The sequence below is a fragment of the Streptococcus suis genome (assembly GCA_022354845.1).
Classification (GTDB): domain Bacteria; phylum Bacillota; class Bacilli; order Lactobacillales; family Streptococcaceae; genus Streptococcus; species Streptococcus suis_AA.
Map to the genome: position 1 here is coordinate 2,009,444 of CP031970.1, position 16,806 is coordinate 2,026,249.

Annotated in this window: 13 protein-coding genes and 3 tRNA genes; 8 read left to right on the top strand and 8 right to left on the bottom strand. The window is 36.2% G+C overall.

The genetic code is table 11. The features are described 5' to 3' along the window. Positions 1-6: 6 nt before the first annotated feature. The gene (locus D2A30_10510) at positions 7-1,287 is read right to left on the bottom strand and encodes an insulinase family protein (GenBank protein ULL21945.1); all 1,281 of its coding nucleotides are present in this window, start codon (positions 1,285-1,287) and stop codon (positions 7-9) included. Next, positions 1,284-2,537, bottom strand: a complete 1,254-nt coding sequence (locus D2A30_10515; GenBank protein ID ULL21946.1) for an insulinase family protein — start codon at positions 2,535-2,537, stop codon at positions 1,284-1,286. Before D2A30_10515 ends, D2A30_10510 begins: the two co-directional genes overlap by 4 nt. A 73-nt stretch (positions 2,538-2,610) precedes the next feature. Here D2A30_10515 and D2A30_10520 point away from each other — a divergent pair, with 73 nt between their 5' ends. Together D2A30_10520 and recF are read left to right on the top strand one after the other, a co-directional pair. Beyond that, positions 2,611-2,994 carry a hypothetical protein gene (locus D2A30_10520; protein ULL21947.1) on the top strand — a complete coding sequence of 128 codons (384 nt, stop codon included), beginning with the start codon at positions 2,611-2,613 and terminating at the stop codon, positions 2,992-2,994. A gap of 2 nt (positions 2,995-2,996) precedes the next feature. Continuing rightward, on the top strand, positions 2,997-4,088 hold the full coding sequence (gene recF / locus D2A30_10525) for a DNA replication/repair protein RecF (protein ULL21948.1): 1,092 nt from the start codon (positions 2,997-2,999) through the stop codon (positions 4,086-4,088). Between the two features lie 75 nt (positions 4,089-4,163). Here recF and D2A30_10530 read toward each other — a convergent pair whose 3' ends face one another. Further along, positions 4,164-5,645, bottom strand: a complete 1,482-nt coding sequence (locus D2A30_10530; GenBank protein ID ULL21949.1) for an IMP dehydrogenase — start codon at positions 5,643-5,645, stop codon at positions 4,164-4,166. Between the two features lie 230 nt (positions 5,646-5,875). After that, positions 5,876-6,901, bottom strand: coding sequence for a tryptophan--tRNA ligase (trpS, locus tag D2A30_10535; GenBank protein ID ULL21950.1), 1,026 nt, complete (start codon positions 6,899-6,901; stop codon positions 5,876-5,878). A 346-nt stretch (positions 6,902-7,247) separates the two neighbouring features. Here trpS and D2A30_10540 point away from each other — a divergent pair, with 346 nt between their 5' ends. The 3 genes from D2A30_10540 to D2A30_10550 all read left to right on the top strand — a co-directional run bounded on the left by D2A30_10540 (position 7,248) and on the right by D2A30_10550 (position 12,812). Beyond that, complete coding sequence (locus D2A30_10540) at positions 7,248-8,120, top strand: YitT family protein (GenBank protein ULL22039.1); 873 nt, start codon at positions 7,248-7,250, stop codon at positions 8,118-8,120. Positions 8,121-8,184: 64 nt separating this feature from the next. Beyond that, complete coding sequence (locus tag D2A30_10545; protein ULL21951.1) at positions 8,185-9,807, top strand: ATP-binding cassette domain-containing protein; 1,623 nt, start codon at positions 8,185-8,187, stop codon at positions 9,805-9,807. 425 nt (positions 9,808-10,232) lie between these two features. Next, positions 10,233-12,812, top strand: coding sequence for a copper ABC transporter permease (locus D2A30_10550; GenBank protein ULL21952.1), 2,580 nt, complete (start codon positions 10,233-10,235; stop codon positions 12,810-12,812). Between the two features lie 69 nt (positions 12,813-12,881). Here the strand turns inward: D2A30_10550 and D2A30_10555 are convergent. Beyond that, positions 12,882-12,954 (bottom strand) — tRNA-Asn (locus D2A30_10555). Positions 12,955-12,959: 5 nt separating this feature from the next. After that, a tRNA-Glu gene (locus D2A30_10560) sits at positions 12,960-13,031 on the bottom strand. Positions 13,032-13,151: 120 nt separating this feature from the next. Between D2A30_10560 and D2A30_10565 the strand changes: the two genes are divergently transcribed. Further along, positions 13,152-13,225 (top strand) — tRNA-Arg (locus D2A30_10565). A 15-nt stretch (positions 13,226-13,240) separates the two neighbouring features. Here D2A30_10565 and D2A30_10570 read toward each other — a convergent pair. Both D2A30_10570 and rlmH read right to left on the bottom strand, forming a co-directional pair. Continuing rightward, entirely contained in the window at positions 13,241-13,924 is a 684-nt protein-coding gene (locus D2A30_10570; GenBank protein ID ULL21953.1) for a DUF1275 domain-containing protein, read from the bottom strand. A 6-nt stretch (positions 13,925-13,930) separates the two neighbouring features. Further along, on the bottom strand, positions 13,931-14,410 hold the full coding sequence (rlmH, locus tag D2A30_10575; GenBank protein ULL21954.1) for a 23S rRNA (pseudouridine(1915)-N(3))-methyltransferase RlmH: 480 nt from the start codon (positions 14,408-14,410) through the stop codon (positions 13,931-13,933). Positions 14,411-14,602: 192 nt separating this feature from the next. Here rlmH and D2A30_10580 point away from each other — a divergent pair, with 192 nt between their 5' ends. Beyond that, complete coding sequence (locus tag D2A30_10580; protein ID ULL21955.1) at positions 14,603-15,784, top strand: PDZ domain-containing protein; 1,182 nt, start codon at positions 14,603-14,605, stop codon at positions 15,782-15,784. A 62-nt stretch (positions 15,785-15,846) separates the two neighbouring features. Next, complete coding sequence (locus tag D2A30_10585; protein ID ULL21956.1) at positions 15,847-16,605, top strand: ParB/RepB/Spo0J family partition protein; 759 nt, start codon at positions 15,847-15,849, stop codon at positions 16,603-16,605. The last annotated feature ends 201 nt before the right edge of the window (positions 16,606-16,806 follow it).

Sequence of the window (16,806 nt, forward strand, 5' to 3'; positions counted from 1 at the left end):
AACATTCTATCGGGGAAAAATCGTAAAATCTGTCATATCACAGTTGTAAATAAACTGTCGCCCAACCTCAAAAACATCCTCCAGTGTAACAGACTGAATAATCTCTGGAAAATCAAAAATAGTCTGCTCATCAGTGAGTTGAGTCACAAAGTGACTGGCAGTAAATTCAAGTGAATTTAAACTTCGAATAAAATCACCATACATTTCATTTTTTAATAATGCAAGTTGTTGATGATTGATATCTTTATCATTTTCAAATTGGTGAATGGCTTTCATAATTAAACTAGATAATCGAATTGGTGATTCGGTATCTGTTGTAATGACTACGAAGTGATAATCTGGGCTTACCTCAATTTGAAATTGAAACGAAGAATCAATTATTCCATCCTCATATAAGGCTTGATAGCGTTTTGAAGTCCAACCAAATAACATTGCAAATAATAATTGTAAACATACTTGGTATCTTGGAATTTCCTGACTTGAAATAACATCGTTCCCTCTTAACCCTATTGCTAATTTTGAAGTAGCTACCTCAAAATGCTCTGTTTGATGTTCTAAAATTGGTAAATGTGTCAAGGCAAGTTTTTCAAACGACCTACTATCTTGCACAGAGTTCTCTTGAGTTTGAATAATTTCTTCCCACACCTCTTCTATAATAAAATTTCCAACAATAAACATATGCATATTACTTGGACGATAGAAGGCTAAATAATTTTCATACAAAGCATCAGCTGTAATTTGTGAAATTGATTCAACAGTACCAGCAATATCATAAGCTAATGGAGTTCCCGGATATAGTGAAGCTAAAATTCCCATATAAAGACGATAATCTGCATCGTCTTGGTACATTTCAATTTCTTGTTCAATGATTCCTTGCTCACGCTCTACATTTTCTTTTGTAAAATGAGGCTTAGTAACAAATGATTGCAGTAATTTCAAACAAGATAACACTTTTTGGGTAGTTGAAAAAAGATAGCTTGTTTGACGAAATCCAGTATAGGCATTTGCACTAGCACCTAATTTGGCAAATTGATTCATCACATCGCCATCTTCTTCTGATTCAAATAGTTTATGCTCCAAAAAATGGGCAATCCCTGCGGGATAGTGAACAATTTCTTTACCATCTGCTTTAAATTGAGTATGTAGGGCCCCAAATTCTGTCGTTAATACTCCATAGGCCTCATTAAAATCAGTTTTTGGAAGTAAAGTTACTGTCAACCCATTGTTAAGTTTAGCATAATAAAGACTCTCCTTCATATACGGATAGCATTTTTCAATTAGTTTCATTGAGCAACTCCTTCCATAAAGTAAATAGCCTGTAAACGAATAACTCTTCCAACTTTTACAACATCGTCTATCGATACTGCATTAATACCATCAATCCACTGTTGCCAAGTTAGATTTCGTTCTCCTAAGCAGACTTCATTATAGGCCTGTTCAATTAGATTATTTTGTCTATCTTGAGCCAGCGTTGCAGAGTGTGTTAGTGATTTTTTTGTTAATTCCAAGTCATCCTCTGTAATTTGACCACGTTTTATTGCAAGAAATTCACGATTTATGAGCCTCATTGTCCTCAATCGATCTTCTCGATTAATTCCAGCATATACTTTCAACATACCTGAAAAAATATTCACTTGACTCCCAATCGTATAGGCCAGACTTTCTTTTTCCCGAACATTCATAAATAATTTAGAATGAGAAAAGGCACCGAACAGACCATTAAAAATCAACAATGCAGGATAGTTTACATCGTTGTAAACAACTTGTAAATGATATGCTAATTCTAAAATAGATTGCTGAGCAACTTTTCGTTCCACTTTTTCATGAACGATATTGGAATAATCTTGTGAGTACTCTAACTCCAATTTTGGATTTCGGTATGTAAAGTCAAAGTTTTTAAATTTATTTTGAACCTCTAATTGATTGACTTCTCCAGCAACAAAAATATCAATTCTGTCCATTTTTAGCATTCTTTTGTATGCTTCATAAACAGATTCAGCTGTCTCCTTTTGTACTAAATCAATTCTGGCAACTCGTGGCACCTGTATATCTTCATCATTAAAATAGAGACGACTCATTTCAACATCCGCATGATAAAAATTATCTTCTACCTCAGATTCTAAAAAACTTAATAAATTTCTTTTTTCCACTTCGAACATTTTTTTATTGAAAGCTTTTCCTTCTGTCAACGGTCGAAATAGACAGGCATATAGAAAATCAATTATTTCTAAGGTTATATCTTCTTTATTGAGTAAAAACGATGATTTCACATACGAGATGTTCACATCAACAAAATGAACTCGTCCCCTCTTAGAAACAGAGGTTGAAAAATGTGCTCCGTATAAAGCAGCTAGTTTCATTCGAAGTTGACGCGCTGTTGGATAATCTTGATTTCCCATTTCTAGTAAATTGGCTAGTAGCACACGACCTGCCACTGTTTTTTCACTCATTGCTGCAGCAAAACGCACACGAATTCTATTGGTTGTAAACTTACTTGATTCTATAAAATGAAGATTAACTCCTTCTTGTAATTCCATTTTCTTCCTCTTTCAAACATTATACCTTTCATTATACCATTTTGTGTTATAATATTCTGTAACGAGGTGACATATGGAATTTAAACTATTTGATGACTACATTACTTTACAGGCCCTTTTAAAAACAACTGGTATTCTTCACTCAGGCGGTGCTATCAAAGGTTTTTTAGAGGAAAATACCATCCTTTTTAATGGAGAAGATGAAAAAAGAAGAGGGAAAAAAATCCGTATTGGTGACACAGTCGCACTACCAGAACATGGTATTACTATAACTGTTATTGCTCCAAGTACAGAAGAAATTCAGCAATACCAAGAAGATCAGGCTGAAAAAGAGCGGGTAGCTGCCATTGTTAAAAAATTGAATCAAGAGAATAAAAAAAACAAGAAACAGGTCCCTCCTTCAAAAAAAACAGCTCAAAAAGCTGATAGAAAACCTGTTCGTTTCCCTGGTACATAAACATGTGGTTGGAACGATTAGCATTAAAACATTTTCGGAATTACAACCATCTAGATATTGAGTTTCACAAAGGACTCAATGTCTTTTTAGGTGAAAATGCCCAAGGTAAAACCAATGTGCTAGAATCTATCTATTTTTTAGCCCTGACACGGAGTCATCGAACCCGAACAGATAAAGACCTTCTACAATTTCAGGAAAAAGAATTATCTATTTCCGGAACACTTCATCGTACAAATGGTAAGATTCCGCTTGACATTCACTTGACAGATAAAGGGCGAGTAACAAAAGTCAATCATCTCAAGCAAGCAAAGCTTTCAAACTACATTGGACACATAAACGTTGTTCTCTTTGCACCGGAAGACTTGCAATTAATCAAAGGTGCCCCTGCCTTAAGGAGAAAGTTCATTGATGTCGAATTGGGACAAATCAAACCAATATATCTCTCAGACTTGTCAAGCTATAACCATGTTTTAAAACAAAGAAATGCCTATCTTAAATCTACAGAAACGGTAGACAATACCTTTTTATCTGTATTGGATCATCAACTAGCAGAGTATGGTAGTCGTGTTATCCAACACCGGATTGACTTTCTAAAAAAATTAGAATTGTATGGCAACAGCAAAGTTCAAGAAATCTCAAATCAAAAAGAAACCTTAACCATTCAATATCTATCTTCAGTAAACTTGACTAACTCTGTCAATTTAATTGACACTTTCTTGACAGAGTTAGAAAATAATCGTAAACGTGATTTATTCAAAAAAAATACAGGTGTAGGACCACACCGTGATGATATTGCCTTCTTTCTAAATGACATGAACGCCCATTTTGGTAGCCAAGGACAACACCGTAGTCTTGTGCTTTCTCTCAAGCTCGCTGAAATAGAATTAATGAAAGAAATGACAAGAGAGTATCCGATTCTATTGTTAGATGATGTCATGAGCGAACTTGATAACAGTCGACAATTGAAATTGCTTGAAACAATTACCGATACGATTCAAACATTTATAACTACGACATCTTTGGACCATTTACATAAGCTGCCTGATAATCTTAAAATTTTCCATATTCAAAAGGGAAACATTACCGAAGAGTGAAAAGGTGCTTTACAACATTTGTCAACTACATTTACATATAAAGAAAGACCCTGTCAACCAGGGTCTTGTTTTTGTTTACTGTACTGAATAGTTTGGAGCTTCGTTTGTAATTAGAACATCGTGTGGATGGCTTTCTTTCAAACCAGCGCCTGACATTTCGATAAACTGAGCATTTTCATGCAATTCGGTCAAGTTGCCAGCACCTACATAGCCCATACCTGAGCGAAGTCCACCAACCATTTGGAATATCATATCTGCAACAGATCCTTTATAAGCTACACGTCCCTCAATTCCTTCTGGAACAAGTTTGTTAGCTTCATTTACAGATGCTTGGAAGTAACGGTCCTTCGAACCTTGTTTCATGGCAGCGATAGAGCCCATACCACGGTAAGTCTTAAATTTACGACCTTGGAAGATTTCTGTTTCACCTGGTGCTTCATCCGTTCCTGCAAACATAGAACCCAGCATAACGGCATGACCACCTGCTGCAAGTGCCTTCACAATATCACCTGAATACTTGATACCACCATCAGCAATAATGGTTTTTCCATATTCACGCGCAACACCAGCTGCATCATAGATAGCAGTCACTTGTGGTACCCCAACACCTGCGATGACACGTGTTGTACAGATTGAACCTGGTCCAATACCGACCTTCACAACATCAACACCAGCTTCATAAAGAGCACGAGCTCCCTCAGCTGTGGCAATATTGCCGGCAATTAAGGTACGAGTTGGGAAGTGTTGACGGATTTCTTTAATCTTACGAAGAACACCAGCTGAGTGACCATGAGCAGTATCGATAACAATCGCATCAGCACCCGCTTCAAAGAGAGCCTCAGCACGTTCAAAAGTATCAGATGTGACACCAACAGCACCCGCAACCAAGAGACGACCAAATTCATCCTTCGCTGCATTTGGGAACTCAATGACTTTCTCAATGTCTTTGATAGTAATCAAGCCTGACAAACGACCATTTTCATCAACCAATGGCAATTTTTCAATACGATGCTTGTGTAGAATAGCCTCAGCAGTCTCAAGGTCAGTTCCAACTGGCGCTGTTACCAAAGCATCGCTTGTCATGTTTGTAGAAATTGGCTGTGAATAATCGGAAATGAAACGCATATCACGGTTGGTAATAATACCAACCAATTTACGATTTTCCAATGTTTCGACGATTGGCACACCTGAAATACGATAAGTTGCCATTAATTTCTCAGCCTCAGCAATGGTGTGCTCTGGTGTTAGGAAGAATGGATCGATAATGACACCATTTTCAGAACGTTTTACCTTACGCACCTCATCAGCCTGCTCCGCGATAGACATATTCTTATGGATGATACCCAAACCACCTGCACGTGCCATAGCGATAGCCATTTTGCTATCTGTTACAGTGTCCATGGCAGCAGAAATAATCGGAAGATTAAGGGTCAAATTTGGTGCTAATTGTGTTTTTAAATCAATATCGTGTGGTAAAACATGGCTTTCAGCCGGAATAAGTAATACGTCATCAAAAGTAAAGCCTTTTTTCAAAAATTTAGTGTCCCAGTTTGACATTTTCTTCCTCTTTTCTTATTTATGTGTAGCTTGATTGCTATTTGTATTTTTATTATGATAACATTTTGAAATCATTTGTCAATCATTATTCGCTTTAATATTGACAATCCTAAAAATTCAGAAAATTCTATTCAGTTTTATCTATAAAAATCGAACGTTTGTTTTTTACTTCTCTGTGATTTAAATGAAAAAAGCAACATTTTTTCAACATTGCTCTTTCATTGTTAACCTTATTTAAAATAGTTGATTCCCATAGCTGATTTCACTTGATCAAGAGTTGTCGCAGCAACTTGACGAGCTTTTTGGCTCCCTGCTTCCAACATTGCATAGACCTGTCCCATATCCTGTGCAAACTCCAGACGGCGTTCACGGATTGGTCCTAATTCTCTCTCTAAAATGTCCAGTAAATAACGTTTGGTCTTCACATCCCCCAAACCACCACGTTGGTACTGTTCTTTCATAGCTTCAATTTCAGCACGATCTTCTTCACGTCCGAAAACATCTAGATAATGGAAAACCATGTTTCCTTCAATCTTACCTGGGTCTTCAACACGGATGTGGTTGGGATCAGTGTACATGGACATGACTTTCTTCTTGAGTATATCCATGTCATCTGCCAGATAAATACCATTTCCAAGTGATTTAGACATTTTTGCATTTCCATCAAGACCGGGCAAACGACCGGCTGCCTCATTTTCAGGATAAATGCCTTCTGGTTCTACCAAAACATCTGTTTGGTAAGCATGATTAAAACCACGAACAAGTTCACGAGTCTGCTCAATCATCGGCCTTTGGTCATTTCCAACAGGGACAAAATTTGCCTTGAAGGCTGTAATGTCCGCCGCTTGTGATACAGGATAAACCAAGAAGCCAGCTGGAATTCCTTCGCCAAAACCTTTTTGAGCAATTTCTGTTTTAACTGTTGGGTTACGCTCTAAACGCGCGACAGATACCAAGTTCATGTAGTACATGGTTAATTCTGCCAATTCAGGGATTTGACTCTGAATGAAAATCGTTGTCTTAGCTGGATCAAGTCCTGCCGCTAGATAATCTAGCGCTACGTTTCCAACGGATTCAACAATCTTTTCCGGTTCCTTTGCATGGTCTGTCAAAGCCTGTTGATCAGCTAAAAAGACAAAAAGTTCATGTTGACCTGCATCCTGTAATAAAACACGATTTTTCAACGAACCAACATAATGTCCAATATGTAATTTGCCTGTTGGACGGTCTCCTGTTAGAATAATCGGTTTACTCATAAAATATTCTCCTTTTACATAATAAAAGCCCACGCACAGAAAACTGTGCGAGGGCGTCAAGGACACGGTGCCACCTCACTTACAAGCATTAAATAAGCTTATATCTTTTCGCACATAAGGCCTGCTAGCCGAATCCTTATTTGTTCAGATTCTATTCACTCAGTCCATTCATAAGCGACTCTTGTTTGTTTCCACCAACCACAAACTCTCTAAAAATTATCCACTTACTACTCTTCTGATTGATACCTATTATAACCGCAAAAAATTAGAAAGTCAAGGTCAGTAAAGCCTTGACGCTACCAAGAGAATGATGGATAATAGTATAGAATTATTTTTTGTGGAGCTTATTATGCAACGATTTAAAGAGTTTTTTCTAGTTACCATTGGTACCTTTATCATGGCTGTTGGCTTTAACAGCATCTTTTTAGCGAATAACATCGCTTCCGGGGGTATAAGTGGTCTGGCTATTAGTATTAACAAATTATTTGAAATAAATCCAGCCACCTTTGTATTTATCGTTAACATTCCCCTACTTATTGCATGTTACGTTTTTCTAGGTAGAACTACCTTTTTGAAGACCGTATATGGTTCTAATATTTACCCATTTTTTCTTAAACTCACAGACTCACTTCCAACACTCACTAAAGATCCGCTATTAGCAGCACTATTTGGTGGTATAATTGTTGGAATAGGAATTGGTCTTGTTTTTCTTGGAAATTCTTCAACTGGCGGTACTGGAATTATTACTCAAATACTCAATAAATTAACCCCGATTCCAATTGGGATTTTAATGGGAATAATTGATGGTATAATCGTTATTATAGGTTTTATTGCTTTTGATCCTGATTCTGTGATGTACTCCATCCTTGCACTGATGACCATCACTTATATTGTCAACTTGATGATGTCCGGTGCGGATTCCTCTCGAAATGTAATGATTATATCGAGATATCATGAAGAAATAAAAGAATACATTACAACAGTTGTTGATCGAGGTGTTACTGAATTTCCTGTTGTTGGTGGGTTTACAGGTAAAGAACAACGAATGCTGATGACAACCGTTTCACGTCCAGAAATTCAAAAACTTGAAACAAATATTCTTGCAATCGACGATACTGCATTTCTAATTGTCATGCCAGCAACTCAAGTTAAAGGACGTGGATTCAGTCTTCAAAAAGACCACAAACAGTATAATGAAGATATTTTGATTCCAATGTAATTCATTGAAAATTCAAGTTCTTTCTAGTACAATAAAACTAATAGACAGAAAAATAGGAGAAACTATGCTTACAGTATCAGATGTGTCGCTACGTTTCAGCGATCGTAAATTATTCGATGATGTCAACATTAAGTTTACAGCAGGAAATACCTATGGATTGATTGGTGCTAATGGTGCCGGGAAATCTACATTTTTAAAAATCTTAGCAGGAGATATCGAACCAACAACTGGCCATATTTCCCTTGGTCCAGATGAACGACTTTCTGTCCTTCGTCAGAACCATTTCGACTACGAAGATGAACGTGTGATTGACGTCGTTATCATGGGAAATGACCAACTTTACAGCATCATGAAAGAGAAAGATGCCATCTATATGAAGGAAGACTTTTCTGATGAAGATGGTGTCCGAGCTGCCGAGTTAGAAGGTGAATTTGCTGAACTTGGTGGATGGGAAGCTGAAAGCGAAGCTTCACAGTTACTCCAAAACCTCAACATCTCAGAAGACCTTCACTACCAAAATATGAGCGAATTGACAAATGGTGAAAAGGTCAAAGTTCTCTTAGCCAAGGCGCTTTTTGGTAAACCTGATGTTCTTCTTTTGGACGAGCCAACCAACGGTTTAGACATCCAATCCATCAACTGGTTGGAAGACTTCCTCATTGATTTTGAAAATACCGTCATTGTCGTATCCCATGACCGTCACTTCTTAAATAAAGTATGTACACATATGGCTGATCTTGACTTCGGTAAAATCAAGATTTTTGTTGGTAACTACGACTTCTGGAAACAATCAAGTGAGTTGGCTGCCCGTTTACAAGCAGATCGAAATGCAAAGGCAGAAGAAAAAATCAAAGAATTACAAGAATTCGTTGCCCGTTTCTCTGCTAATGCATCTAAATCCAAACAAGCCACTTCACGTAAAAAAATGTTGGATAAAATTGAATTAGAAGAAATCATACCCTCTAGCCGTAAGTATCCATTTATCAACTTCAAATCAGAACGTGAAATCGGTAATGACCTCCTAACAGTTGAAAACTTAAAGGTTGTCATCGATGGTGAAACGATTCTTGACAATATCAACTTTATCTTACGTCCAGGTGACAAGACTGCTCTTATTGGTCAAAACGACATCCAAACAACTGCTCTCATTCGTGCGCTTATGGGCGATATTGAATATGAAGGTACTGTCAAGTGGGGTGTCACTACTAGTCAATCCTACTTACCAAAAGACAATACTCGTGACTTTGATACAAACAAATCTATCCTTGATTGGCTCCGTCAATTTGCCAGCAAGGAAGAAGATGACAATACCTTCTTGCGCGGTTTCTTGGGACGTATGCTCTTCTCAGGAGATGAGGTTAACAAACCTGTAAACGTCTTGTCAGGGGGCGAAAAAGTGCGTGTGATGTTGTCAAAACTCATGCTCCTTAAATCAAACGTATTGGTCTTAGATGATCCAACCAACCACTTAGACTTGGAGTCAATTTCTAGTCTGAACGATGGTTTGAAAGCTTTTAAAGAATCCATCATCTTTGCCAGCCATGACCACGAATTTATTCAAACTTTAGCAAACCATATCATCGTCATTTCTAAAAATGGCGTGATTGACCGAATCGACGAAACTTATGATGAATTTTTGGAAAATGCTGAAGTACAAGCTAAAGTACAAGAACTTTGGAAAGCATAATAAAAAGAGGCTGGGCAGAAAGTCCAGCCTCGCTTCTCAGAGTTCGTGTCAACATCTCAGCGCAGTGGTTGATTGGCTTTAACAGTCTGGGAGACTGTTAAAGGTAGGAGATAAGATTTGCACAGCAAATCTCAGCAGTTCGTGTTTCACACTCCAAATCTGACCACTAAGGCTGATGCGAACGAGTTCGCTTCATTTCCAACCTCCAACAGTCACTACTCTGACTGTTGGAGCTGTGCAGGGGTGGGAGTTTAAAAGGTCTGGGAGACCTTTTAAAGTTGGAGATATAAGCTGACAGCAGTCAGCTCACATAAATTGAAGTTTGGGGATAGACTGTTTCAGCTCAACAACTTAAAGCGAAAAATTGTTGACGAACTCTTTTTAGACTGGTCGAGTTCTTTCCCACTCCCTTTTGTTTTAAATCTATGAAAAAAATATTTACAAAAACATCCATTTATTACCTCTTATCTTTCCTTATCCCGCTAACTATTATTTCTATTGTCTTGGCATTTCAAGGAATCTGGTGGGGAAGTGACACAACTATATTAGCAAGTGATGGCTTCCATCAGTATGTTATATTTAATCAAACATTGCGAAATGCTTTACATGGAGATGGCTCAATATTTTACACATTTACTAGCGGTTTGGGCCTGAATTTCTACGCATTGTCTTCGTATTATTTAGGTTCTTTCCTATCTCCCATCGTTTTTTTCTTCAATTTACAGTCTATGCCAGATGCCCTCTATCTTGTCACTATTGTCAAGTTTGGATTGATAGGGTTGTCAACTTTTGTCAGTTTAAAAGGCATTCACCAATATTTAAAAGAAGAGTGGGCATTGCTACTTTCTACTAGTCTTTCCCTAATGAGTTTCAGTACTAGTCAATTAGAAATTAATAACTGGCTGGACGTTTTTATTCTTCTTCCAATCATTCTTCTTGGTTTACATCGATTATTAACGGGAAAAGGACAAATCATTTATTATGTAGCTCTGACATGCTTATTTGTACAAAACTATTACTTTGGTTACATGACCGCTATTTTTCTAATCATTTGGACACTCGTACAATTGTCTCGGTTAAAGGGGCAGAAATTGAAAAGATTTGTAAACTTTACACTGGTGTCAATCTTATCTGCATTGAGTAGCTTGTTCATGTTGTTGCCAACCTATCTTGATTTGAAAACTCACGGCGAGACATTTACAAACATTGTCAACCTAAAAACAGAAGATTCTTGGTATCTTGACTTCTTTGCCAAAAACTTAGTAGGTAGTTTTGACACGACAAAATTTGGATCCATTCCTATGATTTCTGTTGGTTTAGTCCCATTGATTCTAGCTTTGCTATTCTTCACATTAAAAAGTATCAAACCAATTGTAAAGCTATCTTACAGCCTATTCTTTACACTCATTATTTCAAGTTTTTATTTACAGCCACTAAATCTTTTTTGGCAAGGAATGCATGCTCCGAATATGTTTTTATATCGCTATGCATGGGTTCTTTCAATAGGTATCATCTACCTAGCTGCTGAAACTGTTGTACGTTTGGATCAAATTAACTTAAAACACTTCACATTAGTTATTTCATTTTTATTTATTGGATTTTTATCCACTTACTTTTTCAAAAATCATTACGACTTTCTCGTGGATGTCAACTTCTTATTGACACTAGAATTTTTGATTGCATACTTTATTATTTTTATTGCTATCCTAGGCTACAAGTCATCCTACAAATGGATAACTTCCACCATAGTAATATTTAGTCTCTTAGAAGTCGGAATTCATACTTATTACCAAGTGCAAGGCTTATCGGACGAGTGGCATTTTCCTAGTCGTTCTAACTATGAAGAAAAGTTGTCAGAAATTGACAGTCTTGTAAAGTCTACAGCAGAGAGCAATGATTCGTTTTATCGAATGGAGCGTCTCTTGCCTCAAACAGGTAATGATAGTATGAAATTCAATTATAATGGTGTTTCTCAATTTTCTTCCATAAGGAACAGAGCATCTAGCTCAGCATTAGATAAACTTGGTTTTCGATCTGATGGTACCAATCTGAACCTTCGATACCAAAATAATACTATTATAGCTGATAGTCTATTTGGAATAAAGTACAACTTAGCAACCAGCAATCCCAATAAGTATGGTTTTTCGTTAAGCCAGAGTCTTGATACAATTAGTCTCTACGAAAATTCTTTTAGTCAAGGGTTAGCTATTCTAACGGATGGAGTTTACAAAGATGTCAAGTTTACGAATTTAACTCTTGACAACCAAACAAACTTCCTAAATCAATTGACTGGGTTATCACAGAAATATTATTATTCACTTAAAGACATTGAATCACAAAATACAGTTGAATTAGGCAATCGAATGACTGTCAATAAAGTTGAAACTGAGGATGCTGCAAAAGCTACTTTCACTGTTACAATTCCTGCAAATAGTCAGGTATATTTAAATTTACCAAATATTACTTTCTCAAATGAGAATCAAAAAAGAATTATTATCACTGTCAACAATCAGTCAAGTGAGTTTACAATTGATAATGCTTTTTCCTTTTTCAATATTGGAAATTTCTCTACCGATACTGTGGCTCAGATAGAAGTCTATTTTCCTGAGAATAACCAAGTATCATTTGATTTGCCACAATTTTATCGATTGGATTTACTAGCTTTCCAACAAGCAGTATCTATACTCCAAGAAAAAAACATTGATACACGCGCAGATGGTAATAGCGTCACAGTAAATTTTGAAACAAGTAAAGAAGCTTCTATCCTATTAACCCTTCCTTTTGATAAGGGATGGAGTGCAACCATTGATGGCAAGCCAGTAGATATTCAAAAGGCTCAAAATGGTTTTATGAAAGTAAATGTAGAACCTGGTCAAACAAAACTCGTTTTAACCTTTATTCCACAAGGTTTTTATGTCGGTTTACTGATTTCTTTTGGGGCTATTTTCGTATTTTGTACTTATCAGTTTCTTCGATTTTATTATCTTAAAAACCGAGAAAAATAATACTTCTCGGTTTTTCTATTTAAGAAAACAAAAAAACCTTGATTTCTCAAGGTTTCCTACACGTTCATACTCCGCCAACAGGGCTCGAACCTGTGACATCATGATTAACAGTCATGCGCTCTACCGACTGAGCTATGGCGGAAAAAATAGTCCGTACGGGATTCGAACCCGTGTTACCGCCGTGAAAAGGCGGTGTCTTAACCCCTTGACCAACGGACCATTTATTCTACAGAACAATATTTAGTATAATATAGCTCCAATCGTTTGTCAATATATTTTTACTATTTTTATCAACTTGACAGACTGAACCCTTTAATGTAAAATAAAATGGTTACTAGCGGTTCCATAGCTCAGCTGGATAGAGCATTCGCCTTCTAAGCGAACGGTCGCAGGTTCGAATCCTGCTGGAATCATTTTATCCCATCAGATTAGGTGGGATTTTTTTCTTGCCATAATTTGTAAGTTACATACATCATAGGAAATATAACCCCAACCAAAGCATATTCAAGAAACATTCTGGACAAGATTGTAGCACAAATAACCCCAAGCATAAAGCCAATTATGGTTATAAATATATTTCGCCCTATCTTTATCAACTCCTTATTTTTTTCCATTATTCCTCTGAACCAAATAAAGGCTGCATTTTTGACATTACCAGTCATCATTACATTTGCATATGGAACACCCCTTAAAGTTCTAAATGTTTCAACTTGTATAGAAGCTACAAAAGCTAAGATAGCCATGGTATAAAATGAAGACATAACCGGTGTCAGTATAACAGCAATTAATACAAAACATAACATAATGACACTGCTACCTAAATGCCAGGGATAGTGTCTTTTTAGAAAGTAATTTTTCACCAAGTAGGTAAAAAATTGCCCACATACAAAGAAGACAATAGGAATTAGAAAATGGATGGTATTTGTAAAATTCCCTTGTCCCAATTGATTAGCTAAAAGAATAACATTTCCTGATTGAACACCTGCAAAGCGACCACCTTGAGTTAAATATGTAAAAGCATTTAGATAACCACTTATAAAAGTTAAACAACTTGCGATACGAAGTCCTTCAAAAACTCTATATTTCCTCACTCTTTGTCTCCCATGTTTCACATGAAACTATTTATGGTAAGGACTTCCCTGCTGAATCATAAAAGCCCTATAAATTTGCTCTATCAATACTAATCGCATTAATTGGTGTGGTAGGGTCAATTTTCCAAAACTCATCAATAAATTTGCCCTGTTCTTAACAACAGAATCTAATCCCAAACTTCCACCAATAACAAATGTAATATCTGAATAGCCACTAGTTGTAATAGTATCTAATTTTTTACTAAATTCCTCTGAAGGGAATTGAGTTCCTTCAATCGCCAATACAATAACAAATTCTCGATCAGAGATTTTTGACATAATGCGATCAGACTCTTTTTTCAGAATTTGTTCAATCGCTGCCTGACTAGCATTGTCTGGTGTTTTTTCATCCTGTAGTTCTATGAATTCAAGCTTCGCAAACCTTCCCAACCTCTTTGCATATTCGCTTATACCATCTTTTAAATATTTTTCTTTCAGTTTACCAACGGTTATCAATTTTATTTTCATAAAAATATTGTAACATATCCACAGGCTATTCTCAGTAGTTGATTATAAAAAATTCTCTATAAATCTGTAGTTATTCACATACTAGTAAAAGTTATCCACAGCTTGTGGATTGATTTTTGAAAACTTTAAGTTATAATTAAGAAAGTAATTGTAATCTTAAAGCGAAATTGGAAAACTAGGAGGAATCTTTTAATGAAAAAATTATTGAAATTTGTTATTTTGTTTGTTGTTGGATTTTTAGGAGGAATTGGTGGGTATTACTTTGCTTCATCAACTCTGACTCAAGGAAATTCTACTTCAAATCAAGCAAATACAACCAGTGTGAGCAATGTTCAATATACCAACGATACTTCCACCACTCAAGCTGTGGAAAAAGTTCAAGATGCTGTTGTCTCCGTTATCAATTATCAAACTCAATCATCGAATAGCCTCAGTTCTATTTTTGGCAACATTGAAAGTTCAGATGAGCTAGCTGTTGCTGGAGAAGGTTCAGGTGTTATTTATAAAAAAGATGGTGATACAGCATATATTGTTACAAACAACCACGTAATTTCAGGTGCTGAAAAAATCGATATACTTTTGGCTTCTGGAGAAAAGCTTAGCGGAGAACTCGTAGGTGCAGATACTTATTCAGACATTGCTGTTATCAAAATTGCTGCAGATAAAGTGACCACTATTGCTGAATTTGCTAATTCAGACACAATTAAAGTTGGAGAAACTGCGATTGCAATTGGTAGCCCATTAGGAAGTGTCTATGCAAATACAGTAACTCAGGGGATTATTTCTAGTCTCAGTCGTACAGTAACTTCACAAACAGAAGATGGCCAAACAATCTCAACAAATGCTATCCAGACTGATACAGCCATTAACCCAGGTAACTCAGGTGGACCACTTATCAATATTCAAGGACAAGTTATCGGTATCAACTCAAGTAAAATAACCTCTAGTTCTGTCAGCAGTTCAGGAGTTGCAGTAGAAGGAATGGGCTTTGCAATTCCCTCAAATGATACTGTACAGATAATTAATCAATTAGAAACAAATGGTAAAGTTACTCGTCCAGCTCTTGGCGTACAAATGGTCAATCTAACAGACCTATCTACTAGTCAATTAGAAAAAGCAGGATTAGCAAATACAGACTTAACATCTGGAGTACTAATTGTATCTACTCAATCAGGTTTGCCAGCTGATGGAAAATTTGAACCATATGATGTCATTATTGAAATCGATGGTGAAACCATTGAAAATAAGAGTGATTTACAAAGTGAACTTTACAAGCATCAAATTGGCGACACCATAACTGTTACCTATTATAGAAATAATAAGAAAATGACTGTTGACATTAAGTTGACACATTCAACGGATGATTTGTCATAAGATAATGTTTAAATAGACTTTACACAATTGTAAAGTCTATTTATTTTTGTTAGAATAACCGTATGGAAGAACTACACTATCTCAAAATAAAAGACATTCAGGCCAATCCCTATCAACCAAGATTGCATTTTGATGAAGAAAAATTATTGGAATTAGCTCAATCTATCAAAGAAAATGGCGTCATTCAACCTATTATTGTTCGCAGATCACCGCTGATTGGTTTTGAGTTACTTGCTGGTGAAAGACGATTAAGAGCTAGTCAACTAGCGGGATTAACAGAGATTCCAGCAGTCATCAAGCATCTATCTGATGATGATTTACTCTACCAAGCTATCATAGAAAACTTACAACGCTCTGACCTCAATCCTATTGAAGAGGCTCATTCCTACGAAAAGTTGATAAAAAAAGGCTTAACACATGATGAGATTGCCCAAATCATGGGAAAATCACGACCATATATCACTAATCTTCTTCGTTTACTCCATTTATCCGAATCTACGAGGCAAGCAGTAGAAACAGGAAAAATCACACAAGGGCATGCTAGACAGCTAGTAGCACTATCAGAGAGACAACAAGCAGAATGGGTTCAAAAAATCCAAAAAAAGGATATCAGCGTACGACAGTTAGAAACAATACTATCCTCTAAAAAGAAAAAAACAATTAGAAAATCCAACCAATTTGTTGCAGAAGAAGAAGAGAAATTAGCAAAACTACTTGGAACCAAGGTAACAATCCAACAAAAGAAAAATGGATCGGGACAACTGACTATTCAATTTCAAAACATCGAAGAATTTGAAAGAATTATCAACAGTCTGAAATAGCATTGTTCATATTTTTATTCTATATACAAGGTTTTCCACAAGAAAATGTTTAAGAAATTCACTCGTATAGACTGTTTATTTGATTTATTCACATATTGTGGATAACTTTTATAAACAGTGTGGATTTTTAAAAATACCTGTGGAAAACTTTTCTTTTTTATGGTAAACTATTAGGACGATAAAAAAAGAAGGGAGGATGTT